General features: G+C 69.1%; 28 protein-coding genes and 1 riboswitch. Of the genes, 22 read left to right on the top strand and 6 right to left on the bottom strand.

From position 1 onward, the window contains the following. Nucleotides 1-30: 30 nt before the first annotated feature. The 8 genes from rsmD (at nucleotide 31) to mutM (ending at nucleotide 5,754) form a co-directional block, all read left to right on the top strand. Nucleotides 31-597 carry a 16S rRNA (guanine(966)-N(2))-methyltransferase RsmD gene (rsmD, locus tag AB5I40_RS17525; protein WP_370939579.1) on the top strand — a complete coding sequence of 189 codons (567 nt, stop codon included), beginning with the start codon at nucleotides 31-33 and terminating at the stop codon, nucleotides 595-597. Nucleotides 598-649: 52 nt separating this feature from the next. Next, nucleotides 650-1,132, top strand: a complete 483-nt coding sequence (gene coaD, locus AB5I40_RS17520; RefSeq protein ID WP_344285825.1) for a pantetheine-phosphate adenylyltransferase — start codon at nucleotides 650-652, stop codon at nucleotides 1,130-1,132. A gap of 141 nt (nucleotides 1,133-1,273) precedes the next feature. Then, entirely contained in the window at nucleotides 1,274-1,993 is a 720-nt protein-coding gene (locus AB5I40_RS17515; protein WP_370939578.1) for a ribonuclease domain-containing protein, read from the top strand. A gap of 153 nt (nucleotides 1,994-2,146) precedes the next feature. Further along, the gene (locus AB5I40_RS17510) at nucleotides 2,147-2,872 is read left to right on the top strand and encodes a DivIVA domain-containing protein (protein WP_370939577.1); all 726 of its coding nucleotides are present in this window, start codon (nucleotides 2,147-2,149) and stop codon (nucleotides 2,870-2,872) included. A gap of 280 nt (nucleotides 2,873-3,152) precedes the next feature. Further along, complete coding sequence (locus AB5I40_RS17505; protein ID WP_370939576.1) at nucleotides 3,153-3,740, top strand: DUF177 domain-containing protein; 588 nt, start codon at nucleotides 3,153-3,155, stop codon at nucleotides 3,738-3,740. A 104-nt stretch (nucleotides 3,741-3,844) separates the two neighbouring features. Then, nucleotides 3,845-4,027 carry a 50S ribosomal protein L32 gene (rpmF, locus tag AB5I40_RS17500; protein ID WP_009074209.1) on the top strand — a complete coding sequence of 61 codons (183 nt, stop codon included), beginning with the start codon at nucleotides 3,845-3,847 and terminating at the stop codon, nucleotides 4,025-4,027. Between the two features lie 14 nt (nucleotides 4,028-4,041). Beyond that, nucleotides 4,042-4,782, top strand: coding sequence for a ribonuclease III (gene rnc / locus AB5I40_RS17495; RefSeq protein WP_182892148.1), 741 nt, complete (start codon nucleotides 4,042-4,044; stop codon nucleotides 4,780-4,782). 111 nt (nucleotides 4,783-4,893) lie between these two features. Continuing rightward, on the top strand, nucleotides 4,894-5,754 hold the full coding sequence (gene mutM / locus AB5I40_RS17490) for a bifunctional DNA-formamidopyrimidine glycosylase/DNA-(apurinic or apyrimidinic site) lyase (RefSeq protein ID WP_370939574.1): 861 nt from the start codon (nucleotides 4,894-4,896) through the stop codon (nucleotides 5,752-5,754). Between the two features lie 201 nt (nucleotides 5,755-5,955). Here the strand turns inward: mutM and AB5I40_RS17485 are convergent, their stop codons facing one another. After that, nucleotides 5,956-6,915, bottom strand: a complete 960-nt coding sequence (locus tag AB5I40_RS17485; protein WP_370939573.1) for a ketopantoate reductase family protein — start codon at nucleotides 6,913-6,915, stop codon at nucleotides 5,956-5,958. A 91-nt stretch (nucleotides 6,916-7,006) separates the two neighbouring features. On the opposite strand from AB5I40_RS17485, the gene AB5I40_RS17480 reads away from it, so the two are divergent. After that, nucleotides 7,007-7,576, top strand: a complete 570-nt coding sequence (locus tag AB5I40_RS17480; protein WP_370939572.1) for a TetR/AcrR family transcriptional regulator — start codon at nucleotides 7,007-7,009, stop codon at nucleotides 7,574-7,576. Nucleotides 7,577-7,596: 20 nt separating this feature from the next. Here the strand turns inward: AB5I40_RS17480 and AB5I40_RS17475 are convergent, their stop codons facing one another. Both AB5I40_RS17475 and AB5I40_RS17470 read right to left on the bottom strand, forming a co-directional pair. Further along, nucleotides 7,597-9,045 (bottom strand): nitrilase-related carbon-nitrogen hydrolase, encoded by a 1,449-nt coding sequence (locus tag AB5I40_RS17475; RefSeq protein ID WP_370939571.1) that lies wholly within the window; start codon nucleotides 9,043-9,045, stop codon nucleotides 7,597-7,599. Beyond that, nucleotides 9,029-9,610 carry a TetR/AcrR family transcriptional regulator gene (locus tag AB5I40_RS17470; RefSeq protein ID WP_370939569.1) on the bottom strand — a complete coding sequence of 194 codons (582 nt, stop codon included), beginning with the start codon at nucleotides 9,608-9,610 and terminating at the stop codon, nucleotides 9,029-9,031. The genes AB5I40_RS17475 and AB5I40_RS17470 overlap by 17 nt, the downstream gene beginning before the upstream one ends. A gap of 162 nt (nucleotides 9,611-9,772) precedes the next feature. Here AB5I40_RS17470 and AB5I40_RS17465 point away from each other — a divergent pair, with 162 nt between their 5' ends. Further along, nucleotides 9,773-10,096, top strand: a complete 324-nt coding sequence (locus tag AB5I40_RS17465; RefSeq protein ID WP_370939568.1) for a PadR family transcriptional regulator — start codon at nucleotides 9,773-9,775, stop codon at nucleotides 10,094-10,096. Between the two features lie 46 nt (nucleotides 10,097-10,142). Then, a complete protein-coding gene (locus AB5I40_RS17460; protein ID WP_370939567.1) occupies nucleotides 10,143-11,378 on the top strand; it encodes a hypothetical protein in 1,236 nt (411 codons plus the stop codon). A gap of 376 nt (nucleotides 11,379-11,754) precedes the next feature. On the opposite strand, the gene AB5I40_RS17455 is transcribed toward AB5I40_RS17460, so the two are convergent. Then, nucleotides 11,755-12,276: a general stress protein gene (locus tag AB5I40_RS17455; protein ID WP_009074217.1), complete on the bottom strand. Its 522-nt coding sequence runs from the start codon at nucleotides 12,274-12,276 to the stop codon at nucleotides 11,755-11,757. 238 nt (nucleotides 12,277-12,514) lie between these two features. Here AB5I40_RS17455 and AB5I40_RS17450 point away from each other — a divergent pair, with 238 nt between their 5' ends. From AB5I40_RS17450 to AB5I40_RS17405, 10 genes are all read left to right on the top strand, one after another. Next, nucleotides 12,515-13,879, top strand: a complete 1,365-nt coding sequence (locus AB5I40_RS17450) for a glutamine synthetase family protein (protein ID WP_370939566.1) — start codon at nucleotides 12,515-12,517, stop codon at nucleotides 13,877-13,879. Next, complete coding sequence (locus AB5I40_RS17445; RefSeq protein WP_370939565.1) at nucleotides 13,860-14,573, top strand: gamma-glutamyl-gamma-aminobutyrate hydrolase family protein; 714 nt, start codon at nucleotides 13,860-13,862, stop codon at nucleotides 14,571-14,573. Before AB5I40_RS17450 ends, AB5I40_RS17445 begins: the two co-directional genes overlap by 20 nt. Next, nucleotides 14,570-15,934: an aldehyde dehydrogenase gene (locus AB5I40_RS17440; protein WP_370939564.1), complete on the top strand. Its 1,365-nt coding sequence runs from the start codon at nucleotides 14,570-14,572 to the stop codon at nucleotides 15,932-15,934. Before AB5I40_RS17445 ends, AB5I40_RS17440 begins: the two co-directional genes overlap by 4 nt. A gap of 5 nt (nucleotides 15,935-15,939) precedes the next feature. Continuing rightward, entirely contained in the window at nucleotides 15,940-16,707 is a 768-nt protein-coding gene (locus AB5I40_RS17435) for a 3-oxoacyl-ACP reductase (protein WP_370939563.1), read from the top strand. Nucleotides 16,708-16,859: 152 nt separating this feature from the next. Beyond that, nucleotides 16,860-16,952, top strand: a riboswitch (glycine riboswitch). 140 nt (nucleotides 16,953-17,092) lie between these two features. Further along, complete coding sequence (gene gcvP / locus AB5I40_RS17430) at nucleotides 17,093-19,924, top strand: aminomethyl-transferring glycine dehydrogenase (RefSeq protein WP_370940542.1); 2,832 nt, start codon at nucleotides 17,093-17,095, stop codon at nucleotides 19,922-19,924. A gap of 35 nt (nucleotides 19,925-19,959) precedes the next feature. Further along, nucleotides 19,960-21,048 (top strand): glycine cleavage system aminomethyltransferase GcvT, encoded by a 1,089-nt coding sequence (gene gcvT / locus AB5I40_RS17425; RefSeq protein WP_370939562.1) that lies wholly within the window; start codon nucleotides 19,960-19,962, stop codon nucleotides 21,046-21,048. Between the two features lie 15 nt (nucleotides 21,049-21,063). Further along, nucleotides 21,064-21,441: a glycine cleavage system protein GcvH gene (gcvH, locus tag AB5I40_RS17420; protein WP_067589411.1), complete on the top strand. Its 378-nt coding sequence runs from the start codon at nucleotides 21,064-21,066 to the stop codon at nucleotides 21,439-21,441. Then, a complete protein-coding gene (gene glyA / locus AB5I40_RS17415) occupies nucleotides 21,441-22,718 on the top strand; it encodes a serine hydroxymethyltransferase (protein ID WP_370939561.1) in 1,278 nt (425 codons plus the stop codon). The genes gcvH and glyA overlap by 1 nt, the downstream gene beginning before the upstream one ends. Then, complete coding sequence (gene lipA, locus AB5I40_RS17410; protein ID WP_370939559.1) at nucleotides 22,715-23,719, top strand: lipoyl synthase; 1,005 nt, start codon at nucleotides 22,715-22,717, stop codon at nucleotides 23,717-23,719. The genes glyA and lipA overlap by 4 nt, the downstream gene beginning before the upstream one ends. Nucleotides 23,720-23,735: 16 nt before the next feature. Beyond that, nucleotides 23,736-25,109 carry an L-serine ammonia-lyase gene (locus tag AB5I40_RS17405; RefSeq protein WP_370939558.1) on the top strand — a complete coding sequence of 458 codons (1,374 nt, stop codon included), beginning with the start codon at nucleotides 23,736-23,738 and terminating at the stop codon, nucleotides 25,107-25,109. A gap of 31 nt (nucleotides 25,110-25,140) precedes the next feature. Here the strand turns inward: AB5I40_RS17405 and AB5I40_RS17400 are convergent, their stop codons facing one another. Both AB5I40_RS17400 and AB5I40_RS17395 read right to left on the bottom strand, forming a co-directional pair. Continuing rightward, on the bottom strand, nucleotides 25,141-25,320 hold the full coding sequence (locus AB5I40_RS17400) for a hypothetical protein (RefSeq protein WP_370939557.1): 180 nt from the start codon (nucleotides 25,318-25,320) through the stop codon (nucleotides 25,141-25,143). Further along, nucleotides 25,320-25,907, bottom strand: coding sequence for an ArsR/SmtB family transcription factor (locus AB5I40_RS17395; RefSeq protein ID WP_370939556.1), 588 nt, complete (start codon nucleotides 25,905-25,907; stop codon nucleotides 25,320-25,322). The genes AB5I40_RS17400 and AB5I40_RS17395 overlap by 1 nt, the downstream gene beginning before the upstream one ends. Nucleotides 25,908-25,980: 73 nt before the next feature. Between AB5I40_RS17395 and AB5I40_RS17390 the strand changes: the two genes are divergently transcribed. Next, nucleotides 25,981-26,703 (top strand): FadR/GntR family transcriptional regulator, encoded by a 723-nt coding sequence (locus tag AB5I40_RS17390; RefSeq protein WP_370939555.1) that lies wholly within the window; start codon nucleotides 25,981-25,983, stop codon nucleotides 26,701-26,703. The last annotated feature ends 25 nt before the right edge of the window (nucleotides 26,704-26,728 follow it).

Below are 26,728 nucleotides of genomic sequence, written 5' to 3'. Positions count from 1 at the left end.
CACATCGCGACCTTGGGCGAAGATGGCCGGGTGACGAGGATCGTGGCGGGGAAGGCGGGCGGACGGCGGCTGAAGGTGCCGCCGAAAGGCACCCGTCCTACGTCGGAGCGGGTGCGGGAAGCACTGTTCAACGCCCTCGAAGTGGCCGGTGAGCTGGACGGAGCTCGCGTACTTGACCTCTACGCCGGCTCGGGTGCGCTCGGTCTCGAAGCGCTTTCTCGGGGTGCCAAGGACGCGTGGTTCGTGGAAGCCGACCGTCGGGCGGTAGACGTGCTTCGCGGCAACGTCGCCGATTTACGGCTAGGCGGCACGGTGCGGGCGGGCCAGGTTGAGACGGTTGTCGCTGCTCCTGCGTCGGTGCAGTTCGACGTAGTGCTCGCAGACCCGCCGTACGCGGTTGACGCTGCTTCGCTGGGTACTGTGCTCGCTTCGTTGCACAGTGGTGGCTGGCTTGCTGACGGCGCGTTGACGGTGATTGAACGGGCTGCGCGCGACGGTGCTCCGGAGTGGCCGTCGACGTTTAAGCCGCTTCGCGACAAGCGCTACGGCGATACAGCGTTGTACTGGGCGGAGTACGACAGCTCATCTGAGGTGTGACGCAGTCGTCACGAGTGCGCGCGCGACCGCGTGGCTTGATAGCGTCCGCGCCATGCGGCGTGCGGTCTGTCCCGGTTCTTACGATCCGGCCACCAACGGACATCTCGACATCATCGAGCGTGCTTCGGCGCTCTTCGACGAGGTTGTCGTCGCGGTGGGGGTGAACAAGAGCAAGAAGGGCCTCTTCAGCGTCGAGGAACGCATGGAGATCCTCCGCGAGATCACCGCGAAGCTGCCGAACGTACGCGTCGATTCGTGGCAGGGCCTGCTCGTGGACTACTGCCGCGACAACGACATCGCCGCGGTCGCGAAGGGCCTTCGCTCGGTCAGCGACTTCGACTACGAGCTGCAGATGGCTCAGATGAACCGTGAGCTCACCGGCCTCGAAACGCTGCTGATGGCGAACAACCCCGCGTACGGCTTCGTGTCCAGTTCGCTGGTCAAGGAGATCGCGGCGCTCGGCGGCGACATCGAGAACCTGGTGCCGCCGGTGGTGTACGAACGCCTCGTCGCGGTCTACGCCAAACAGGACTGAGCACCGCTTCCGTCCGCAACGCCAGCCCAGCGGCCGATTTAGCCTGAACGGATTACAGCCTTCGTCGGGACTTCGGCCGCGACCTGAAGCTGTTCACCTCACGTCATTCTGCGGACTACCCGACCGGGTTACCGTCCGAAAATGACCAACAACCGCAGCCGCATAGTCGGTGTCCTTTTCGCACTGCTGGTCGGTTTCCTGGGGTTCGGCACGGCCGCGGAGGCCGTCCCGCTGTCCCCGGCGGCGCCGGCGTCCGTGCAGCCGAAGCAGAACTCCTGTGGGGATCTGTCCGGGTTCACGCACGTCAAGCTGTCGGCGCTGCCCGCGCAGGCGACTGACACCTACAAGCTCATCCAGACGAACGGCCCGTTCCCGTACCCGAAGAACGACGGTGTCGTGTTCACCAACCGCGAGGGGATCCTGCCCTCCTGCGCGTCGAGCTACTACCACGAGTACACCGTGCCCACGCCCGGTTCGAGCAACCGCGGCACCCGCCGGATCGTGACCGGCCAGGGCGGCGAGTACTTCTACACCGGCGACCACTACGCCACGTTCCAGGTCATCGACATCGACGGCGGCAGCACCCCGACGAAGTGCGGTGACCTGTCGAAGCTGAGCCCGGTCGGCTACTCGACGCTTTCCGACGAGGCCAAGAAGGTCGTCGACGGCGTGCGCGCCGGCACCCTCAGCGACGGCACGACCTACGAGAACCGCGAGGGCGTCCTGCCCGCGTGCGACGCCGGCTACTACACGCTGTACGACGTCGGCTCGGAGGACCGCGTGATCTCCGGCGACGGCGGCGAACTCGTCTACACGCCGGACCACTACGCCACCTTCCAGAAGATCGATCTCAACGGCTGATCGCGGCGCGGCGGGGCGGTCTCACCGACGGGTGAGGCCGCCCCTTCCCGTCCGTGCCAGGACACGCCCGGTCGGGTGCTCGTTCACCGGTTCAGGCTGCGAAGCGGGCAGACTGGAAGCCAGTGATCGGGGAAACTGCTTGAGGGAGTGGCCGTGTACCGGGTTTTCGAGGCACTCGACGAGCTCGTCACGATCGTCGAAGAGGCGCGTGGGGTTCCCATGACGTCCAGCTGCGTGGTGCCCCGCGGCGACGTCCTCGAGCTGCTCGACGACGTCCGCGACGCGCTTCCCGGCGAAGTGGACGACGCGCAGGACGTGCTCGACAAACGCGACGACCTGCTGCTGGCCGCGCGCAAGGAGGCGGGGGAGACCGTCGCCGGCGCGAACGAGGAAGCCGAGCGGACGGTGTCGGACGCCACGTCCGAGGCAGAGCGCATCCTCGCCGACGCGCGCGCCCGCGCGGAGCAGATGCTGGGCGACGCGCACAACGAGGCCGAGCGCATGGTCGCGGGCGGGCAGGCCGAGTACCAGAACCTCACCGAACGGTCCCGCGCCGAGTCCGAGCGGATGATCCAGGCCGGCCGCGACGCCTACGACCGCGCGATCGAGGACGCCCGCGCCGAACAGGCCCGGCTCGTCTCGCAGACCGAGGTCGTGCAGGCCGCGCACGCCGAATCCGCGCGCATCGTCGACGAGGCGCACGCCGAAGCCGACCGCCAGCGCGCCGACTGCGACGCGTACGTGGACGGCAAGCTGGCCGAGTTCTCCGAACTGCTGGCCACCACGCTGCGCACCGTCGATTCGGGCCGCAACCACCTGCGTTCGCCTTCGACCGGCCACGGCAACGGCCGCTCGACGCTGTACGACTACCAGGTCTGAGTTCCCGCCGCGCGGGTGTTCCGGCCGGTTGGGACGGGATGCCGAGGCTGTCGGCGGGGCAAGCGGCCCCAATGTGGCATTGGGTGCGTCAGATGCACCCAATGTGGCGTTCGGTGCGTCGCATGCACCCAATGCCACATTGGGGCGCATGACCGCCGCGCATCCGGTACCGCCCGGCACTGCGGCCCGTGCATGCCGGTCACGGTTCCGGCCGCGATCGGTGCTCGCCAGGTCCGGCCACCTCCAACGCGGTTGCGGGGCCTGCGTACGCTGGTAGGCGATGTCCGAAAACCCTGCCCAGAACCCCCGCCCCGCGCAGCTCGACGACCGCAGCCCGTGGGTGGTCGACACCCGTGAGCTCGGCCGCCGCGCGGGACTCAGCCGGGAGCTGCGCCGCAGCGCGCCCGTGCCGACCGCGCTCGGCGTCCCCGGCGTGCTCGAAATCCGCGAAGGCGAGCCCGTCGAGCTCGACCTGATGCTCGAATCCGTCGTCGAGGGCGTCCTCGTCACCGGCGCCGCGACCGCGGTCGCCACCGGCGAGTGCTCGCGCTGCCTCGACCCGGTCACCGAGCACATCGAGGTCGACCTCACCGAGCTGTTCGCCTACCCGGGCTCGGCCACCGAGGAGACCACCGACGAGGACGAGATCCCTCGCCTCGTCGACGACCGGATCGACCTCGAGCCGACCGTCCGCGACGCCGTGGTGCTGGCGCTTCCGCTCGCCCCGCTGTGCCGCGAGGACTGCCCCGGTCTGTGCATCGAATGCGGCGTCAAGTGGGCCGATCTCGAGCCCGGACACGGGCATGAGAAGATAGATCCTCGGTGGGCCGCGCTGGTCGAGCGATTCGACGAGAACGCGGGCGAATAGCCTGCGCACGGCTCCGGAGAGCAAGCCTGACGAGCGTCCAGCTCGATCCGGGAGAAGTAAGTTCGCTCGCATCCGCGAGCAGACCGTTTGAAGGAGATCTACTCGTGGCCGTCCCGAAGCGGAAGATGTCGCGATCCAACACGCGCTCCCGCCGCAGCCAGTGGAAGGCGGCTCCGGTTCAGCTGGTGCCCTGCTCCAACCGCGCCTGCCGCCAGCCGAAAATCCAGCACGTCGCTTGCCCGGCTTGCGGCCAGCACAACGGCCGCCAGGTCGTCGAGCCCGCCTGAGCGGGCAGCCGACCATGGGGGGTAAGCCCGTCGGAGGACCCGCGGCCGATCCCGCATCGTTGCTCGAGGCGCTCGGGGTCGTTCTCGACCCCGAGCTGCTCCGTCTTTCGCTCACGCACCGCTCGTACGCGTACGAGCACGGCGGCCTGCCACCGAACGAGCGACTGGAGTTCCTCGGAGACGCGGTGCTCGGCCTCGTCGTCACCGACCACCTCTACACCACCCACCCCGACCTGCCCGAGGGCCAGCTCGCGAAGCTGCGCGCCAGCGTCGTCAACATGCACGCGCTGGCGGGCGTCGCACGCGGGCTCGGCGAGGGCGGGCTCGGGGCGCATCTGCTGCTGGGCAAGGGCGAAGAGCTCACCGGCGGCCGGGACAAGGCGAGCATCCTCGCCGACGGTCTCGAAGCCGTCATCGGCGCCACGTACCTCGCGCACGGCATCGAGGTCGCGCGCAAGCTGGTGCACCACCTCTTCGACGGGTTGCTGGCCGAGGCTCCGCTGCGCGGGGCTGGCCTCGACTGGAAGACCAGCCTGCAGGAGCTGACCGCCTCCGGGGGACTCGGCGTGCCCGAGTACCGCGTCGAGGACAGCGGTCCCGACCACCGCAAGGAATTCACCGCCACCGTGCTGGTGGCGGGCCGCGCGCTGGGCGAAGGCAACGGCACCACGAAGAAGGAAGCCGAGCAGAAGGCCGCGGAGACCGCCTGGCGGGCGCTGTCGGAGGAACTCGGCACCGGCGACGACGCGAGCTGAGTCGTTTTTTCTTCCCGGGGCCGGCCGACGTGAATGTCGGCCGGCCCCGGTTTTTGGTGCTGACGCACGGGCCCGCCGTTTTTTGTCGGGGGTGCCGGGCAGAATGAGCGCATGCCCGAACTACCCGAGGTCGAGACCGTCCGCGCCGGTCTCGAAGCGCACGTCGCCGGCCGTACCGTCCGGGCCGTCGAAGTGCTGCACGAACGCGCCATCCGGCGGCACGCCCAGGGAGCCGCCGACTTCACCGGACGGCTCGCCGGAGTCACGATCGAGGCGGCCCGGCGGCGCGGCAAATACCTGTGGCTGGAACTGTCCGACGGCGAAGCGGTGCTGGCGCATCTCGGCATGAGCGGCCAGATGCTGGTGCAGCCCGAGGGCTCGGCGGACGAGAAACACCTGCGCGTCCGGGTCCGCTTCGCCGACGGCGGGCCGGAACTGCGGTTCGTCGACCAGCGCACGTTCGGCGGCCTGGCGCTGGACGAACTGGTCGAGGTCGACGGCGACAGCCTGCCCGGCACCATCGCGCACATCGCCCGGGACCCGATGGACCCGAAGTTCGACCCGGAGGCCGCCGTGCGCGCGCTGCGTTCGCGGCGGACCGAGGTGAAACGCGCGCTGCTCGACCAGACGCTGGTGTCCGGGGTGGGCAACATTTACGCCGACGAGGCGTTGTGGCGCTCCAAACTGCATTGGTCGCGGCCGACCGAGAAACTCACTGCCGCACAGGGGCGAACGCTGGTGTCCGCGGCGAGCGACGTGATGTCGGCGGCGCTGCTCGCGGGAGGTACGTCGTTCGACGCGCTTTATGTGAACGTGAACGGGGAATCGGGGTATTTCGAGCGCTCGCTCGACGCGTACGGCCAGGAAGGAATGCCGTGCCGCCGCTGCGGTTCGCCGATCCGGCGGGAGCCGTTCATGAACCGGTCGTCGTTTTCATGTCCGCGGTGTCAGCGGCGGGCTCGGGTGGCTTAGCCGCGCGGTGGACCGGTGGCGAGGCTGGGCTGGGCGGGTCCGTTGTGGGTGTGGTCGGGCGAGAACGGGAGGTCGCTGAGCACCGCGCGACTTGACCGGTAGCGATGCCCGAACCGCGCGAACCAGCGGCCTTTTCCTTCCGCGTCACCGACATTGGGCGGCGAAAAGCCTTGTGCTGCTGGCACATCGGTGAATTCAAGCTCAAGCTGTCTCCTCGCGGGCGAAGAGCGGTTCCGCCGCTTCCAGCCGCGGGACCGAGATGCCTGACCGGCGTGCTTCGGCCAGCGTGTCCCGGCAGACCTCGCGCGGCTCCTCCGCGTCAGGGTTGTTGTGTGCTGCGAAACTCGCGCGCACCGGCCCGACGTGGGCGGTCAGCCAGGCGAGCACGGGGGCCGTCAGCCAGGTGGGCGCTCGGAACAGCAGCAGACCGCCGCGGTGCCGTCGCAGGTCGATACCGCGCGCTTCGAGGAGCGGCAGAAGTTCGCGCCCGGCCAGCAGGCCCTCGCGCATGTCGCGCGTCGATCCGGCCAGGTCGGACAGGGAACCCAGCCGCAGGCCCTGGGAGAACAGGCCCGCATCCGACACGAAATGGACCCACAGCCAGCCGCGGAAGTCCGGACGCTCCTTGATTCGGAGCCCGGCCTCGCGGAAAGCCTTGCGCACGGCCAATTCCCGGTCGGTCGGGGGCTGGCCGAGAGTGCCGAAGACGACCGACCGCAGCAGGAATCCGCGGAGCACGCCGTCCGCGCCGAAACCTCCGCCGCCTTGGGGGAAGCCCCAGGCGACCTGGTCGACGGGGAGTGCGCCGATCGCGTCCAGCGGCTCGGTCCAGAGGTTGCCGAAGACCAGCACCGTGGCCCGGCCGACGCGCGGAGCCAGGAAATCCGTCGCCTCCGCGAGGCGGTGGTGCCCCACGCTGAGCACGATCAGGTCGAAGTCGTGGTCCGGTTCCAGCTCCTCCCGGAGGCGCACGGGCCACTTCTCGATGACGCGCTGCCCCAGCGGCCGGTGCCGCATATCGAACAGGTCGAACTCGACGGTGTTCCCGTACGTTGCCGCGCGGCCCGGCCGGACGTAGAACTCGACCGCGTGTCCCGCGCGTTGCAGGGCCCAGCCGTAGACAGTGGCGATCACGCCTCGGCCGAACATCAGGATCTTCACGCTGCACCTCGTGGGGTAGCATTCGATGTGGAGACAATCTCCACTTTTCAAAATATGGAGATCACCTCCACTTGTCAACGCGAGGGAGAGCATGACCGCCGACAAGCCGCTGCGGGCCGACGCCCGGCGCAACCGCGACGTCCTCATCGCCAAGGCACGAGAGATCTTCGACGCCGGCGAGTTCTTCGACCTGCGCTTCGACGACTTCGCGAGCCTGGCCGGGGTGGGCACCGGCACGCTCTACCGGCATTTCCCCACCCGGGAGGCGCTCGCCGAGGCGGTCTACCACGGGGAAGTCGCCGCGCTGTGCGACCGCGCGCGCGAACTGCGGGCCACGCTGCCCGCGGCGGAGGCTTTGGCGACTTTCCTGCGCGGGATGGTCGACCACATCGACGCTCACGAGGGGTTGGCCCGGACGCTGGCCACGCTCATGGCCGAACGGTCAGGCGATCTCGCCGAGGGCAGTCAGGCGCTGGAGCAGGCTGTCGCCGACTTGGTGGCCGCCGCGGTGCGGGACGGCAGCATTCGCGACGACGTGGATTCCGGTGCCGTGATGATGGTGCTGCACGGCATCGGCGCGGCCCACGACCGTCCACATTGGCGTGCCGAGGCTGACGACGTCATCACCCTCTTGCTGGACGGGCTGCGCCGTCCGCAGTGACACCGCGCGGCGGTGCGGTTTCAGGATGGTCGCGTAGTCGCGCGGAGGCGAGCGAAAACCAAGCCAGCAACGGTAATCGCGACCGCGAGCCAAGCGAACCAATCGCCGAAGCGCGTGTGGAACGTCTGGCCGGGACCCGCTGGAACGTCGGCGACGACGGTCGTGAACGGGGCTGGTCCGCCGGTGCGGGCCTCGCCGAGGACGCGGCCGTAGCCGTCGGACAGCATCAGGCTGCCGTTCGCGTCGGAGAGCGCGATCGACTGTCCACTTTCGACACCCCGGAGCAGCGCGTTGCGGGTGTGCTGCCAGCCGCCCTCGTCGTTGTTGCCCGGCGGGACGGCCAGTTCCGCCGGGATCGCGAGGATCCGCGAACCGGCGGCGGCGTAGTCGCGGCTGGGGGAGGTGAACGTCGTGTCGCCGCAGATCACCAGTCCGGTCGGGACCTCGGCGCCCGGAACGAACACCAGATCGCGTCCCGGCGGGCTCACCAGGTCGTGGTGCTTCAGGTACCGAGCGGGTGACGAGCCGTCGGCGGGGAAGGCCAGCGCGTAGTCGTAGTTGTGCTTGCCTGGCCGGTCGTAGTACTCGAAGCCGACCACGATCGCCGCGCCCCGGGTCTTGGCCGCGCGCCGCATCGGCTCTACCAACGCGGCTGGCCATTCCTCCTCGGCACTGAAAGCGGCTTCGGGCAACACGATGAGCTTCACGCCGTCCGGCATGGCGGAGATCTGCTGGAGGTAGTCGTTGACCAGGGCCCGGCCTTGAGCGGTGCCGAGCGAGGGACCCCAGTGGTAGCCAGCATTCTGCGTGATAGCGGCCATCCGCACCGTCGAGCCGCCTGTGCCGGAAAGCCGTAAAGCTCCGCCGCCAAGGGACAAAGCCACAATGACCGCGGCGACAACGCCAATGCGCACCCGCGACGCTCCGGGCGCGCACATCGCGGCGACCGCGAAAGCGGGCAGCAGCACCAGGAACTCGACGCCCCACATCCCGGCCCACGAAGCGGTTTGAAGCACGAGCGGCGTGTCGCCCTGGTCATTGGCGAGGGAACCCATCATCCCCATCGGGTTCAGCGTGGCGATCAGGTACAAGAGCGCGGTCCACGCCGCCGGTGCGGCGAGGCTGGCCAGCAGCGTCCGGCTTCGGCGTACCAAAGCCCAGAACAGCCACACCGCGAAGGTGAACACCAGCGACATCCCGACGTCGATGGCGGCGCCGAACGGCCACAACGGTTCGTCGCCGGAATGTGTTTGGTAGGCCCACATATTCGCGGTGCCGAGCAGGAACGCGCCGAACGCGGTGCTCACCGCGGTCCAGCCGCTGGCGCGGGTTGCCAGCAGCAGCACGGGAAACGGCGCGAGCCAAGTCAGCGCGGCGATCGGGTCCAGTCCGGTGCCGAAGTAGAAGAGCGCGGCTGAAGAAAGCAGCGCGACCGGGACTTGCCAGCGGGCATTACGTTCTGAGGCCATCGAAAATCCTCCGGGAAGTACGTCGGCACAGCGCGCGGAACTCGGGTTCCGCCGCCCCCATCCGGCCGGCGAGGTAGTGCAGCACCATGCCTTGCGTTTGCGTGCTGACGGTCAGCGCGGCTTCCAGCGGATCGTCGTCGCGCAGCACGCCGTCGCGGATGCCTTCTTCGATCAGCCGGACCAGCGCGGTGAACGGCGGCGAACCGGGTTCGCGGAAACTGTCGGGATATACCCGGGCCCGCGCCCAGCTTTCGGTCATCAAGAAGCGGTACAGATGCGGCTGGCCGAGGGCGAAATCCAGGAACCGGTCCAGCAGCGTGTCGAAGCGGTCGAACCATTCGCCGTCCGGCTCCGGGTCTTTCCATGCCGCGCCCAATTCCCGGCCGGTGGCGTCGGCGACCGCGCGCAGCAAGACCTCGCGGTTTTCGTAATGCCGGTAGATCGCCATCGCGGTGACTCCGGCGGCTTCGGCGACCCGGCGCATGCTGACCGCCGCCGCGCCCTCGGCGGCGATGATCTCGCGCGCTGCCGTCGCGAGCCGTTCGGCTGTCGGGATCTCGACCATGTCTACACTGTAGACCACGGAGGTCTACGTCGTATACCTGTCCGTTCGTCTCTCGCTGACCTGGTCGAATGGGCAGCGATACCGCCGAACGGCCGCTCGCCGCGCACACTACTGCGCTATGCGTGGTAGCTTCTGCTCGCGCAGGACCGGGGAAGGAACGCCGTGGAGATCAGTCAGCTGCTCAAGGGAGTGCTGGACCTGGCGGTCCTCGCGGTGCTGCGCGACGACGACGGGTACGGATACGACGTGCTGCGAAGGCTGCGCGCCGCCGGCCTGGAGGAGGTCGGGGACGCGTCGGTGTACGGCACGCTGCGGCGGCTGTACAAGGCGGGATTGCTGACGTCGTACGTGGTTCCGAGCGAAGAGGGCCCGCACCGCAAGTACTACAGCTTGAACGACCGGGGCAGGGCGCGGCTCGCCGAGTCGGCGCGCACGTGGCGCAGCTTCGCGTCCATTATGGACAGTTTGGTGAAAGAGCGGGCCTGACCGCGCGGACAGGCGAAACCGCGGGCACGAATCGGGGAGAGGCAGCATGAGCACGGACAAGCCGACGGCCGCGCGGGTGTACCTGTCGAGGGTGCGCACCGCGCTCGCGGACCTGCCCGCGAACGAGATCGAGGAACTGCTCGAGGACGTCCGGCCGCAGCTGGCCGAGATGGAGTCGGAAGCGGGCGCGGCGGCGCGGGTCGAGGACCTCGTCGCGCGGCTCGGCACTCCGGAGAGCTACGCGGCCGAACTGCGGGCGTCCGGCGGTTACCCGTCTGCCCCGGCGGCTTCGGAAGCGGCGACCGGGGTGCTGCCGGCGACGGCGAAGCCGGGCCGGGTCGGACCGCGGCTTGCCTTGTGGGGCTTGGTCTTCTGCGCGGTGGGGACGGCGATGATCGCGTTCTACACCGCGGTGCGCTTCAATGCCGAGGCGCTGGCCGGGATGATCTTGCTGGCCCCGGTGTTCGCGGTGAGCGTGGCGTTCCTGTTGCTGCGCGGGCTCGAAGCGATGCGGGAGCTGCCGGAGGTGGTCCGTGCGCGGGCGATGGTGAAGTCGATGCGGGAGGACCGCTCGGCCGACCGCGCGCTCACGTATCTCAATTCGCTGAAGCCGGCGTGGTGGGTGGTCTGCGGGTTCGCGCTGCTGGCGTTCGGGCTGCTGCTGATGATCCGGGACCTGCACGCGGTCCTGCTGCTGCCGGTGCTGCTCGTCGGCGCGGGACTGGTGATGTGGGCGGGCCCGCGGATCAAGGCCGACGGCCGGATGCTGTGGATCGCGGTGCCGGTGTCGGCGTTCGTGGTGGGCAGCGCGTTCGGCGGCCTCGGCGCGGCGGTCCACCTGGTCCGGGACCGCACGTATTCGTCGAGTTCGACCCCGGCGTACGCCTCGTCGATGTACCAGGACTCCCACGGCAACGAGTCGCTGCGCTACGGCCAGCACGAACTGACCAATCTGTATGCCTTCGACGCGAACGGCAAACCGCTGGAGAATGTCTATCTCTACGACGACCGCGGCCGTCCGCTCACGATCACGCGCTACGGCTGCGAGAAGGACACCGGCACGAGTCAGATGACGGGGCAGGACAACCAGTTCCCGCGTCCGAAGGTCGTCGAGGGAGTGCAGGACGACCACGGGAACGTCAACGGCTACAACGGTTATCGCGGCTATTGCCGGGAGGACGCGGGGGTGCCGTTCGCGGCGGTGATTCCGAAGGCTCCGGCGACATCCGGGACTCCGGTTCCGCCGAGCAGCCCGCCGAAGTCCGCTCCGCCGACGAGGTAGTGCGGGGAAGGTTGGTTCCGCTGCCTCGCTCACGAGACTCGGCCAGCACCGCGACGGCCGCTGGCCCAGCTTCGCCGCAGCTGCCTCCGGCGGAGACAGCTGCCTCGCTCACGAGACCCGGCCAGCACCGCGACAGCCGCTGCCCCAGCCTCGCCGCAGCTGCCTCCGGCGGAGACTGCGGTCGTTGCCCGGTGCCGGTCGCTCGGCGGGAGCGTGCCCCGGTTCGAGAACCGGCACCGGAAACGCCGCAGCTGGGTTTCGCTTGGTCAAGCCAATCTCTCCTTGCCGGATTCGTAGCCTGGCAAGGCCCGGAACGCGAAACCGGGCGCCAAGGCCGCGAAACGGCCCGGACGCCCGGGAGGCGAGTCGGCGAAACTCAGTGGTTGAACGCCGAGCGCGCCGCCAGGTCCGCCAGCAGCTGGCGGCCCTTCTCGGCGTTGCGCGGCTGCGACAGCACGTCGTAGCGCTGCGCGACCAGCTGGCTCTGCGAGATGAACCCGCGCTTGTTGCGGTTCGCCGCGTAGCCCAGCGCGCCGAAGGCCACGTTGAACACGACACCCGCGGCGAGGCCGAGCACGATCGACAGCAGCCCGGCGGCCGGGTTGAGCATGCTCAGCACCAGGCCCAGGAACAGGCCGAACACCGCGCCGGACATGGCCGCGCTGCTGAGCATCCGGCTCCAGCTCATCTTGCCCGCGATGCGCTCGACGAGCATCGGCTGGACCCCGACGATCGTGACGTCGGTGACCGGGAAATCAGCGTGCGCGAGGTGGTCGACGGCCTGCTGGGCCTGCTCGTAGGACTCGTACGACCCGATCGGCCACCCGGTGGGCAGCGTCGGGAGCTGCGGCCGCGCCTGCTGCTGGCTGAACGTGGTCTGCGTGAATGCTTCAGTCATCCCTCTCACCTCTCTTGCCCGGTCCAACGCACGAGGCGGCGGATTTGGTCCCGGACGCACCCGATTCACAGTATCTTCTCAGCCGGGCAACCCGGACATAGCAGGCGCCGCCTGGGTGAGCCGCGCCGAACCCGCGTTTAAAGGTCTATGAAAATACCTTTCAGTGGATTGACCCTGGCAGGACCGCCCGGTAAGAAGAAGCCGCAAAGGACCTGATCCGAACCTTTGGGGCGATGCGATGGCGGCCAGGCGAGGAATGCTCACGCTCGAAGATCTCCGCGAACGGGTGACGGCGGGCACGATCGACACGGTGCTCGTCGCGCTCACCGACATGCAGGGGCGGCTCCAGGGCAAGCGCTGTTCGGCGGAGTACTTCCTCGAAGAGGTGGCCGGCCACGCGACCGAGGCGTGCAACTACCTGCTCGCGGTGGACGTCGACATGAACACCGTCGACGGCTACGACATCTCGTCCTGGCAGAGCGGTTACGGCGACTTCGTGCTCCGGCCGGATTTCGCGACGCTGCGGGAGATTCCGTGGCAGGAGGGCACCGCGCTGGTGCTCGCGGACGTCGAGCGCGTGCAGGGCGGCCCGGTTTCCGTATCGCCGCGCCAGGTGCTGCGCCGCCAGCTCGACCGGCTCGCTGAGCACGATCTGAAGGCGTACGTGGGCACCGAACTCGAGTTCATCGTGTTCGACGACTCCTACGAATCCGCGTGGGACAAGCGGTATCAGGACCTCAAGCCGTCCAATCAGTACAACGTCGACTACTCCATGCTCGGCACCGCGCGCATCGAGCCGCTGCTGCGCCGGATCCGCAACGGGATGGCGGGCGCGGGCCTGTATCCGGAGTCGGCGAAGGGCGAGTGCAACCCCGGCCAGCACGAGATCGCCTTCCGGTACGCCGAAGCGCTCGCGACGTGCGACAACCACGGCATCTACAAGAACGGTGCGAAGGAGATCGCCGCGCAAGAGGGCAAGAGCCTCACCTTCATGGCGAAGTACAACGAACGCGAAGGCAACTCCTGCCACATCCACCTGAGCCTTCGCAGCAAGTCCGGCGAAGCGGTGCTTCCCGGCGACGGCGACCACGGCTTCTCGAAACTGATGCAGCACTTCCTCGCCGGACAGTTGGAGGCGTTGCGCGAGCTGACGTACTTCTTCGCCCCGAACATCAACTCGTACAAGCGTTACGTCCCTGGCAGCTTCGCGCCGACAGCGATCGCGTGGGGCACGGACAACCGTACGTGCGCGTTGCGCGTAGTCGGGCACGGTGACGGGTTGCGCGTCGAGAACCGCGTACCCGGCGGAGACGTCAACCCGTACCTCGCAGTCGCCGCGATGATCGCTGCTGGGCTGCACGGCATCGAGAACGAGCTGCCGCTGGAGCCTGAGTTCGTAGGGAACGCGTACGCGTCCGACAAGCCCACTGTGCCCGTCACGCTCGCCGAAGCCGCTGAAGTCCTCGAAGGCAGCCGTATCGCGCGAGATGCCTTCGGTGCCGATGTAGTCGACCATTACCTCAACGCCGCGCGGATCGAGCGCGAAGCGTACGAGCGAGCTGTGACCGATTGGGAGCGCATCCGTGGTTTCGAACGACTCTGACCCACCTGTCATCGGGCTCAGCACCTACTCGGAACGTGCGAAGTTCCTGGCCTGGGACACCGAGGCGACACTGCTGCACCGGGTGTACGCGGACTGCGTGGTCAAGGCGGGCGGGATTCCGGTGCTGCTGCCGCCAGTGAGCACGAACTACGACACGCTCGTCGGACGCATCGACGGCCTCGTCCTTACCGGTGGCGCGGACGTCGAACCCAGCCGTTACGGCCAGGAACCGCACGAGAAGACGTACATCCGCCCGGAGCGCGACGCGTTCGAGTTCGGCCTGTTCGCGGCGGCGCGCGCGGCCGGGAAGCCGGTGCTCGGGGTGTGTCGCGGGCTGCAGGTGCTGAGCGTCGCGCTCGGCGGCACGCTCTCGCAGCATCTGCCGGAAACCCTCGGCGACGCAACGCATCAGCCAGCCCCGGCGACGTTCGGCACCAGCACGGTCAGCCTGGTCGACGGCACGCGGGCGGCCGCGATTCTGGGCCAGGAAACGAAAGTCCAGTGTTACCACCATCAGGCGATTGACCGGCTCGGCTCCGGGCTGATCGCGTCCGGCCACGCGGCGGACGGGACGGTCGAGGCCGCGGAGGTGCCGGGAGAGTTCGTGCTCGGCGTGCAGTGGCATCCGGAGCAGGACAGCGACGACGTCCGGCTGTTCGCCGCGCTGGTGAACGCTGCGAGGGAGGGGAAATGACGACGTTCGAGGTGCGCAACCCGGCGACCGCGGAAGTGGTGCGCCAGGTCGAGCTGGCCAGCGAGGCGGAGACCGACGTCGCGATCGCCCGCGCGCACGCCGCGTTCCCGGCCTGGCGGGCGGTCGCCCCGGGCGATCGGGCGAGGCTGCTGCGCCGGTTCGCGGACGCGGTCGACGCCGACCGGGAGAACCTTGCCCGGCTGGAGGTCGAGAACTCCGGGCACACCATCGGCAACGCCCGCTGGGAAGCGGGCAACGTACGCGACCTGCTCGAATACTCCGCCGGCGCGCCGGAACGGTTGCTGGGCAAGCAAATCCCGGTCGACGGCGGGGTCAACGTCACGTTCCATGAGCCGCTGGGCGTGGTCGGCGTGATCGTGCCGTGGAACTTCCCGATGCCGATCGCGGGCTGGGGCTTCGCGCCGGCGCTCGCGGCGGGCAACACAGTCGTGCTCAAACCGGCCGAGCTGACCCCGCTCACCGCGCTGCGGCTGGCCGAACTCGCCCGCGAGGCGGGGATCCCCGAGGACGTTTTCCAGGTGCTTCCTGGCAAGGGATCGGTTGTCGGGCAAAGGTTTGTCACGCATCCGGCGGTGCGCAAGGTCGTGTTCACCGGCTCCACCGAGGTCGGCAAGCAGGTGATGGCGGGCTGCGCGGCGCAGGTGAAACGGGTGACGCTGGAGCTGGGCGGCAAGAACGCCAACATCGTGTTCGCCGACGCCGACCTCGAGAAGGCCGCGGCGACCGCGCCGTACGGGGTGTTCGACAACGCCGGGCAGGACTGCTGTGCGCGGTCGCTGATCCTGGTGCAGGACACCGTTTACGACCGGTTCCTCGAACTGCTGGAACCCGCGGTGCAGGGCGTGGTCGTCGGCGATCCCGGCGACGAGGCGACCGAGATGGGCCCGCTGATTTCCGCGGACCACCACGCGAAAGTCTCCTCCTACGTCACCGAGCAGACGCCGGTCGCCTTCCGCGGCAGCGCACCGTCCGGGCCGGGATACTGGTTCGCGCCGACCGTCGTGCTCCCGCCGGGGCTCGACGATCCGCTGGCCCGCGACGAGATCTTCGGCCCGGTCGTCGCGGTGGTCCGCTTCCGCGACGAGGCCGAGGCCGTGCGGATGGCCAACGACACCGAATACGGCCTGTCCGGCTCGATCTGGACCCGCGACGTCGGCCGTGCCTTCCGGGTCGCGCGCGGCGTCGAATCCGGGAACCTGTCGGTGAATTCGCATTCTTCGGTCCGCTACTGGACGCCCTTCGGCGGCTTCAAGCAGTCCGGCCTCGGCCGCGAACTGGGTCCGGACGCCGCGGCCGCCTTCACCGAGACGAAGAACGTTTTCCTGAGCACGGAGGAATGAACCAGATGGTGCAGCGTTTTGACGGCCGCGTCGCGGTGATCACCGGCGGCGCGAGCGGCATCGGCCTCGCCACCGCCAAACGGCTGGCGAGCGAAGGCGCGAAGGTGGTGATCGGCGACGTCACGCCGGAGCAGGGCAAGGCGGCCGCCGACGCCGTGGGCGGGGCCTTCGTCCAGGTCGACGTCACCGACGCGGACCAGGTCGAGGCCCTTTTCCAGACGACGGTCGACGAGTTCGGCGCGGTCGACGTCGCGTTCAACAACGCGGGCATCTCGCCGCCCGAGGACGATTCGATCCTCACCACCGGCATCGAAGCCTGGGAGAAGGTGCAGCGGGTCAACTTGACCTCGGTGTACCTGTGCTGCAAGGCCGTGTTGCCGCACATGCAGCGCCAGGGCCGCGGTTCGATCGTGAACACCGCGTCGTTCGTGGCCGTGCTGGGGGCCGCGACGTCGCAGATTTCGTACACCGCTTCGAAGGGCGGTGTGCTCGCCATGACGCGCGAGCTGGGCGTGCAGTTCGCGCGCGAGAACATCCGGGTCAACGCGCTGTGCCCGGGGCCGGTCAATACGCCGCTGCTGAAGGAACTCTTCGCTAAAGACCCGGAGCGCGCGGCCCGGCGTCTGGTGCACGTTCCCGTCGGGCGCTTCGCCGAACCGGAGGAGATCGCCGCCGCGGTGGCCTTCCTGGCGAGTGACGACGCCAGCTTCATCACCGCCGCCCAGTTCCTCGTCGACGGCGGCATCTCGGGCGCCTACGTAACCCCGCTGTGACCGTACGTGAGGGGAACCCTGAGGGAATCAGAGTCAATCAGGGTTCCCCTCACGTACCTGCGGCGAGGGGTGTGGCGTAGGCCGGGCGCAGTAGACTGAGGGGTGAAGCGGCAGGTAGGGTGGCCGCAACCACAATTGAACACAGGGCCGTTCGAGCCGGAGCGGGAGAGTCCCATGTCAGCAGTGGGACACCGAAGGAGCAAACTCCCCGGAATCTCTCAGGTAACCGCTACCGCTTTTGGCGAGGCCACTCTGGAAAGCAGGCGCACCCGCGCCTCACCCAAGGTGAAAGCCGCGTCGAGCGCGGTGAAACTCTCAGGTGCCCATGACAGAGGGGGAGTTCCCAGTGCACCGCCGCGCCCGGTGCCCGTCCCGAGGAGCTCCCATCACCTCCACCTCCTTCGACACCCGCCACATCGGTCCCGGCGAGGCCGAGCGGGCGAAGATGCTCGCCGAATGCGGTTACGGAAGCCTGGACGCCCTCGTGGAAGCGGCGGTGCCGACCGCGATCCGCACCGCGGGCGACCTGGCGCTGCCGGAGCCCGCGTCCGAGGAAGAGGCCACCGCTGAGCTGCGCGCGCTCGCCGCGCGCAACCGGCCGATGACGCAGATGATCGGCCTCGGGTACTCCGACACCGTCACCCCGGGCGTGATCCGCCGCAACGTGCTCGAGAACCCGGCCTGGTACACCGCGTACACGCCGTACCAGCCGGAGATCTCGCAGGGGCGGCTCGAAGCGCTGCTGAACTTCCAGACCGCGGTGTCCGACCTGACCGGGCTGGCGATCGCCAACGCCTCGATGCTCGACGAGTCCACCGCCGTGGCCGAGGCGATGACGCTGATGCGCCGCGCGGCGAAGTCGAAGTCCAATGTGGTCGTTCTCGACTCCGAATGCCTTCCGCAGACCGTCGAGGTCGTGCGGACGCGCGCCGCCGGTCTCGGCATCGATGTGCAGGTGCGCGACCTGCTCACCGGTCTGCCGGAGGAGTTCTTCGGCGTCGTCGTGCAGTACCCCGGCGCGTCCGGCGTGCTGCGCGGCCGCAAGTTCTACCACGCGGTTTCCGAAGCGGCGAAGGCTGCGGGCGCGCTGTACACGGTCGCTGCCGACCTGCTCGCGCTCACCCTGATCGCCGCGCCCGGCGAGTTCGGCGCGGACGTCGCCGTCGGTTCTACGCAGCGCTTCGGCGTGCCGCTGGGCTACGGCGGTCCGCACGCCGGGTACATGGCGGTACGCGCCGGCCTGGAGCGTTCGCTGCCGGGACGTCTCGTGGGCGTGTCCGTGGACGCGGACGGGAACACCGCGTACCGCCTCGCGCTGCAGACGCGCGAGCAGCACATCCGTCGCGAGAAGGCGACCTCCAACATCTGTACCGCGCAGGTGCTGCCCGCAGTGCTTGCCGCGATGTACGCGGTCTACCACGGTCCCGAGGGTCTGAAGGCGATCGCGACGCGGGTTCACGAACTCGCTGCCGGTCTCGCGAACGCGCTGCGCGCCGGTGGCGTCGAAGTGATCCACGAGGCCTTCTTCGACACTGTCGTCGCGAAGGTGCCTGGCCGTGCCGCTGAAGTGCACGCGGCCTCGCGCGAAGCGGGGATCAACCTCGGCCGCATCGACGCCGACCACGTCCGCATCGCCTCCGACGAGGTCACGCGTCCCGACACGCTCGCGAAGGTGCTTCGCGCCTTCGGTGTCGACGGTGAGTGGGAAGCCGCGCAGGCGCTCCCGAACGGCCTCGCCCGCGAGAGCGGCTACCTGACGCACGAGGTGTTCAGCTCGCACCGGTCCGAGACGTCGATGCTGCGTTACCTGCGCCGCCTCGCCGACCAGGACTTCGCGCTCGACCGCGGGATGATCCCGCTCGGTTCCTGCACGATGAAGCTCAACGCCACCACCGAAATGGAGCCGATCAGCTGGCGCGAGTTCGCGGGCATCCACCCGTTCGCGCCCGCCGAGGACGCCGAGGGCTACCACGAGCTGGTCCGCCAGCTGTCCGGCTGGCTGGCCGAGGTGACCGGCTACGACCAGGTGTCGCTGCAGCCGAACGCGGGCAGCCAGGGCGAACTCGCCGGGCTGCTGGCCATCCGCGCCTACCACCAGGCGAACGGCCAGCCCGAGCGCGACGTCTGCCTGATCCCGTCGTCCGCGCACGGCACCAACGCCGCGTCCGCGGTGCTCGCCGGGATGCGCGTGGTCGTGGTCAAGTGCACCGACGAGGGCAACGTCGACCTCGAAGACCTGCAGTCCAAAGTGGACCAGCACGCCGACGACCTCGCCGCGATCATGGTCACCTACCCGTCCACGCACGGCGTCTACGAGCACGGCATCGAGCGGCTCGCCAAGATCGTGCACGACGGCGGCGGCCAGGTGTACGTCGACGGCGCGAACCTCAACGCGCTGCTGGGCCTGGCGAAGCCGGGCGAGTTCGGCGGCGACGTCTCGCACCTGAACCTGCACAAGACGTTCTGCATCCCGCACGGCGGCGGCGGTCCCGGCGTCGGCCCGGTCGCGGCGCGCGAACACCTCGCACCGTACCTGCCGAACCACCCGCTGCTCGCGCAGGCCGGACCGGACACCGGCGTCGGCCCGATCAGCGGCGCGCCCTACGGTTCGGCGTCGATCCTGCCGATCTCGTGGGCGTACGTGCGGATGATGGGCGCGCCCGGGCTCACCGAGGCCACCAAGGTCGCGGTGCTCGCGGCCAACTACATCGCCGCCCGGCTCGCGCCGCACTACCCGGTGCTCTACACCGGCCAGGACGGCCTCGTCGCGCACGAGTGCATCCTCGACCTGCGCGGCATCACCAAGGAAACCGGCGTGACCGTGGACGACGTCGCGAAGCGGCTCATCGACTACGGCTTCCACGCGCCGACCATGTCGTTCCCCGTCGCGGGCACGCTCATGGTCGAGCCGACCGAGAGCGAGGACCTGGCCGAGATCGACCGGTTCTGCGAGGCGATGATCGCCATCCGGCACGAGATCGACGAGGTCGCGGCCGGCCGCTGGACCGCCGAGACGAGCCCGCTGCGCGGCGCGCCGCACACCGCGTCGTCGGTCATCGGCGAGTGGACCGCGGACTACGACCGCGAGCTGGCGGCGTACCCGGTCGGCGTGGCGCGCAAGACCAAGTACTGGCCGCCGGTGCGGCGGATCGACGGCGCGCGCGGCGACCGCAACCTCGTCTGCTCCTGCCCGCCCCTCGACTCCTACGACGCGTGAGCGTGTCCTCCGCTCGCGACAACGAAAGGCTTCCTGTGACGGAAACCCCCCTGCACGAGGTCCACAAGGATCTCGGTGCGCTCTTCACCGATTTCGCCGGCTGGTCGATGCCGGTGCGCTACGCCAGCGAACTGGCCGAGCACAAGGCCGTGCGCGAGGCGGCCGGGCTGTTCGACCTGTCGCACATGGCCGAGATCCATGTCCGCGGCGCGCAGGCCGCCGACGTGCTCGACTACGCGCTGGTCGGCAACCTGACCGGCGTGAAGCCGGGCCGCGCCCGCTACACGATGATCTGCGACGCCGACGGCGGTGTGCTGGACGACCTGGTCGTCTACCGGCTCGCCGACGAGGAGTATCTGGTCGTGGCCAACGCGGGCAACGCCGCCGTGGTCGCGGACGCGCTGGCCGAGCGCGTCGCCGGCTTCGACGCGGTGGTGGAGAACCGGTCCGCGGACACCGCGCTGATCGCGGTCCAGGGCCCGAAGGCGGTCGACGTGCTCGCCGCGGTGACCGACGCGGACCTCGCTTCGCTGAAGTACTACGCGAGCGTGCCCGCCGTCGTGAAGGGCCACGAGGTCCTGCTGGCCCGCACCGGCTACACCGGCGAGGACGGCTTCGAGCTGTTCGTGCCCGCGGCGCAGGCCCCGGCGTTGTGGGCGCTGCTGACCGAGGCGGGTCAGGAGCACGGTCTGGTCCCGTGTGGACTCGCGTGCCGCGACACGCTGCGTCTGGAAGCCGGAATGCCGTTGTACGGCAACGAACTCAGCCGCGAGCTGAACCCGTTCGCCGCCGGACTCGGCCGGGTCGTGAAGTTCGAGAAGCCGGGCGACTTCGTGGGCCGCGCGGCCCTGGAGGAGCTGAAGAAGGCCGACGTCCCGCGCGTGCGGGTCGGCCTGCGCGGCACCGGCCGCCGCGCCCCGCGGCACGGGTACGCCGTGCTGTCCGGGGATGCCACTATCGGGGAGATCACCAGCGGCGCGCTGTCGCCGACGCTGGGCTACCCGATCGCCATGGCGTATGTAGACCGGGAGCACGCCGAGCCCGGCACCGCGCTGTCCGTCGACATCCGGGGCCGCGTCGAGCCGGTCGAGGTCGTCGCCCTGCCCTTCTACTCCCGAGCCTGAGAGGCCCTTCGCACAATGAGCATCCCCCAGAACCTGTCCTACACGAAGGAACACGAGTGGCTGTCGGTCTCCGACGGCGTCGCGACGGTGGGCATCACCGCGTTCGCGGCCGGCTCGCTCGGCGACATCGTGTTCGTGCAGCTGCCCGGCGTCGGCGACACCGTCACCGCGGGCGAGGTGTTCGGCGAGGTCGAGTCGACGAAATCGGTCAGCGAGCTGTACTCGCCGGTCAGCGGCGAGGTGGTGGCGGTGAACGAGGCCACATCGGACACCCCCGAGGTCATCAACTCCGACCCCTACACCGAAGGATGGCTGCTGCAGGTGCGGCTCTCGGGCGACGTCCCGGAGCTGCTCGACGCGTCCGCGTACGCCGAGCTGACCCAGGAGAACTGATGACCGCCCCGTTCGACGCCCGCCTGTCCGAGGTCGACCCCGAGGTCGCCGCCGCGGTGGCCGCGGAGCTGGACCGCCAGCAGTCGACGCTCGAGATGATCGCCTCGGAGAACTTCGCGCCGGTCGGCGTGCTCGAGGCGCAGGGCTCGGTGCTGACCAACAAGTACGCCGAGGGCTACCCGGGCCGCCGCTACTACGGCGGCTGCGAGCACGTCGACGTCGTCGAGCAGCTCGCGATCGACCGGGCCAAGGCGCTGTTCGGCGCGGAGCACGCGAACGTGCAGCCGCACTCGGGCGCGCAGGCCAACGCGGCGGCGATGTTCGCGGTGCTGAAGCCGGGCGACACCATCCTCGGCCTCGACCTCGCGCACGGCGGCCACCTGACGCACGGGATGAAGATCAACTTCTCCGGCAAGCTGTACAACGTGGTCGCCTACCACGTCGACAAGGAGACCGGGATCGTCGACGTCGCCGAGATCGAGCGGCTGGCGGTCGAGCACAAGCCGAAGCTGATCGTCGCCGGCTGGTCGGCCTACCCGCGCCAGCTCGACTTCGCCGAGTTCCGCCGGATCGCCGACCTCGTTGACGCCAAGCTGATGGTCGACATGGCGCACTTCGCCGGTCTCGTGGCCGCCGGGCTGCACCCGTCGCCGGTGCCGCACGCGGACATCGTCACGACCACCACGCACAAGACCCTCGGCGGTCCGCGCGGCGGCCTGATCCTGTCCCGCCAGGAGCTGGCGAAGAAGATCAACTCGGCGGTGTTCCCCGGCCAGCAGGGCGGTCCGCTGGAGCACGTGATCGCGGCCAAGGCCGTGGCGCTGAAGATCGCCGCGACCGACGGGTTCCGCGAGCGCCAGGAGCGCACGCTGGAAGGCGCGAAGATCCTCGCCGACCGGCTCTCGCGCACCGACTGCGCCGAGGCGGGCGTCCGCGTCCTCACCGGCGGCACCGACGTGCACCTGGTGCTCGTCGACCTGGTGAACTCCCAGCTCAACGGCCAGGAAGCGGAGGACCGGCTGCACTCGGTCGGGATCACCGTCAACCGCAACGCGGTGCCGTTCGACCCGCGTCCGCCGATGGTCACCTCGGGGCTGCGGATCGGCACCCCGGCGCTGGCCACCCGCGGTTTCGGCGCCGACGACTTCACCGAGGTCGCCGACATCATCGCCGAGACGCTGAAGCCGGACTTCGACGAAGCCGCGCAGCAGGCGCTGCGGGGTCGCGTGGAGCTGCTGGCCAAGAAGCACCCGCTGTACGCGGACCTGAGCCGATGAGCGCGCAGCCCGAGGGGCGGAAGCTGTTGCGGCTTGAGGTGCGCAACAGCGAGACGCCGATCGAGAAGAAGCCGTCGTGGATCAAGACCCGGGTGCGGATGGGTCCGGAGTTCACTGAGCTGAAGGGCTTGGTGAAGCGCGAGGGTCTGCACACGGTTTGCGAAGAAGCTGGTTGTCCCAACATCTACGAATGCTGGGAAGACCGCGAAGCCACCTTCCTGATCGGTGGCGACCAGTGCACGCGGCGCTGCGACTTCTGCCAGATCGATACGGGGAAGCCTGCTGCGCTGGACCGTACCGAGCCGCGGAAGGTCGCGGAGTCGGTGCAGGCCATGGGTTTGCGGTATTCGACGATCACCGGTGTCGCCCGCGATGACCTGGCCGACGGCGGTGCGTGGCTGTACGCGGAGACCGTTCGGCAGATCCACGCGTTGAACCCCGGCACCGGTGTTGAGCTGTTGATCCCGGACTTCAACGCCGAGCCGGACCAGTTGGCTGAGGTGTTCGGGTCACGGCCGGAGGTGCTGGCCCACAACGTGGAGACGGTCCCGCGGATCTTCAAGCGGATCCGCCCCGGCTTCCGCTACGCCCGGTCGCTGGACGTGATCACGCAGGCTCGTGCGGCGGGTTTGGTGACGAAGTCCAACCTGATCCTCGGCATGGGCGAGACTCCCGATGAGGTCACCGTCGCGCTGCAGGACCTCTTCGACGCGGGCTGCGAGATCATCACGATCACCCAGTACCTGCGCCCCTCGCCCCGCCACCACCCGGTCGACCGCTGGGTCAAGCCGGAAGAGTTCGTGGAACACGCGAAAACCGCTGAGGCTATTGGGTTCCCTGGTGTGATGGCGGGGCCGCTGGTGCGGTCGTCCTACCGCGCCGGACGGCTCTACGCCCAGACCAAGGCCCATCGGGGCGAGGAATTGCCGGAGAACCTCGCTCACCTGACCGCCGAAGGACCGGCGGCGCAAGAAGCCAGCAGCCTGCTGGCGAGGAACTAAGAGAAGGGGCGGATCAATGGCGATCAGCGTCTTCGACCTGTTTTCGATCGGCATCGGGCCGTCGAGTTCGCACACGGTCGGCCCGATGCGGGCGGCCAAGACCTTTGTGGACGGTCTGGTCGAGGACGGTGTGCTCGAGACTGTCGCGCGGGTGCAGGCCGAGTTGTTCGGCTCCCTCGGCGCGACCGGTTTCGGGCACGGCAGCGACAAAGCGGTGCTGCTCGGGCTGTCCGGGGAACTGCCGGAAGCGATCGACACCGACACGGTGCCCGCCAAGGTCGCGGCGATCCGGGAGTCCGGGCGGCTGGCTGTCGGCGGGACGCATCCGGTGGCGTTCGACGAGGACACCGACCTGACGATGCACCGGCGGAAGTCTCTGCCCGCGCATCCGAACGGGATGGTCTTCCGGGCGTTCGCCGCGGACGGTTCCGTGCTGCGGGAACGGACGTATTACTCCGTCGGCGGCGGTTTCGTCCGGGACGAGTCGTACGAGACCGACACGGTTTTCGTCGAGGATTCCACGCCGGTGCCTTATCCGTTCCGCACTGGGGCGGACTTGCTGAAGCATTGCGCGGACACCGGGCTGCCGGTCAGCGAGATCATGCTGCAGAACGAGCTTTCCTGGCGCAGTCGCGAGGAGGTTCGGGCCGGGCTGCTGGAGATCTGGCAGGTGATGGTCGAGTGCGTGCGGAACGGGTACACGCACGAGGGCGTGCTGCCCGGCGGGTTGAAGGTGCCTCGGCGGGCGAAGTCGTTGCACGACAAGCTGCTCGCTGAAGACGGCGCGGACGATCCGTTGTACGCCATGGACTGGGTGAGCCTGTACGCGCTGGCGGTCAACGAAGAAAACGCCGCGGGCGGCCGTGTGGTCACTGCTCCCACCAACGGTGCGGCGGGGATCATTCCGGCGGTTTTGCACTACTACCAACGGTTTGTGCGCGGGTCTTCGGACGACGGCATCGTCACCTTCCTGCTCACCGCTGGGGCTATCGGGTCGATTCTCAAGCAGACCGGGTCTATCTCGGGCGCCGAGGTCGGTTGCCAGGGCGAGGTCGGGTCGGCTTCGGCGATGGCGGCCGCCGGGTTGACCGAGGTGCTGGGCGGATCGCCTGCTCAAGTCGAGAACGCGGCTGAGATCGGGGTCGAGCATCATCTCGGGCTCACGTGTGACCCGGTGGGCGGGCTGGTGCAGATTCCTTGCATCGAGCGGAATGCTGTCGGTGCGTCCAAGGCGATCCACGCCGCGCGAATGGCGATGCGCGGCGATGGCAGCCATGTGGTGACGCTGGACAAGGCGATCAAGACCATGCGCGAGACCGGCGCGGACATGTCGGTGAAGTACAAGGAGACCGCGCGCGGCGGACTCGCTGTGAACGTCATCGAGTGCTGATTTTCGGTCCGTGAAGGGCTCCTTGCGGGAATCAGATTCCTTCAAGGAGCCCTTCACGGCGTTTCGGCGTCGCCAGCCGCAGGCCCAGTTCCATCAACCACCAGCCGAGTCGTTGCCGGGCGGGTGCTCTCGGCGCGGGCGGGCAGCGGACGGCGGCGGCGCGCAATTCGCCGTGCCGGGCGGCGGCCAGTGCGGTCAGGAACGGGTCCATCAGGATTCCCCCTGGTCTTCGGTCGGGACGGTCGCGTGCGGGAACGCCGCCCACTGCGTGATCACCGTTTCGTCGCCAGGGCGGGCCGGGCGGCGGTAGCGTTCGATCACGGCTTCGATTTCTTCGATCAACCGCTGGGATTCGTCCGGGGTGAGCGGCATCCGGGTGCTGCTCAGCGTCGAGCTGTCCCGCCATTCGTCCGCCCAGCGCGGCAGTTCCGAGACGAATCGCGCTTGTTCGCGGTAGCGGATGTCCACGTGCTGGTGCAGGAAAGCCATGAGCGGCCCGGCCATCTCCGGGTCGTCGACGAAGTCGGCCGCGCGCATCCGGGTCGAGTCCTGCGCCGCCTTCCACCAGCGTTCGCGCTTCGAGCCGCGGCTGGTGTCTTCCTCGACCAGCCCGGCGTCCGCGAGCTGGCGCAGGTGCCACGACGTGGTGCCGGAGCTTTCGCCGACGCGCTTGCCGAGCCCGGTCGCGGTGGCCGGGCCGTCGACGGTGAGCAGGTCCAGCAGCTCCATCCGCAACGGATGCGCCAGCGCACGCAGGGTGCGGGCGTCGATCTGGCGGGCGCGGCGTTCGTCGGGCATGCTCCCCACTCTAGACCGCAGAGAAACCTTTGCAAAGAGTTCTCTGCAATCGGGACAGCATAGAATCGGACAGGTGGAGTCGACCTCGGTGGTGAGCGCGAACGCGGCACTGTTCCGGCCGGTGCGGGTCGGGAACGCCTTCGAGGAGACCGTCGAGCGGCTGTTGCAGGCGATCCGGCTCGGGGTCGTCGGCGCGGGGGACCGGTTGCCGTCCGAGCGCGAGCTGGCGGAACGGCTCGGCGTGAGCCGGGTGACCTTGCGCGAGGCGATTCGCGCGCTGTCCGACGCGGGGTACGTCGAATCGCGGCGCGGGCGGTACGGCGGCACGTTCGTGAACGCGAAACTGCCGGATCCCGCTGAGCGAGCAGCCGGCGAGGTGGACGTGGCCGGGCTGGAAGACGCGCTGTGCCTGCGGCATGTGCTGGAGACCGGCGCGGCGGAGGCGGCCGCGGCGCGCACGTTGAGCCCGGCGGACCGGCAGCATCTCACCGGCACGCTCGCGGAGGCGTCGGCGGCGGATCTCGCGGATTACCGCCGCAAAGATTCGCGGCTGCATCTGGCGATCGCGGAGGTCACCGCGTCCGCGTCGCTGACCAGCACGGTCGCGGACGCGCGGACGCGGGTCAACCAGCTGCTCGACCGGATTCCGCTGCTCGAACCGAATCTGGAGCATTCGAACGCGCAGCACGAGGCGATCGTCGACGCGATCCTGGCCGGCGATCCGGTGGCCGCACGGCAGGCGATGGCTGAGCACATCGAGGGCACCGCGTCGCTGCTGCGCGCGTTCCTCTCGTGATCAATTCACGGACCCGGCAGAACCT

Source organism: Amycolatopsis sp. cg13 (genome assembly GCF_041346965.1).
GTDB lineage: Bacteria > Actinomycetota > Actinomycetes > Mycobacteriales > Pseudonocardiaceae > Amycolatopsis.
This window is presented reverse-complemented; position numbering and strand designations above follow the sequence as displayed.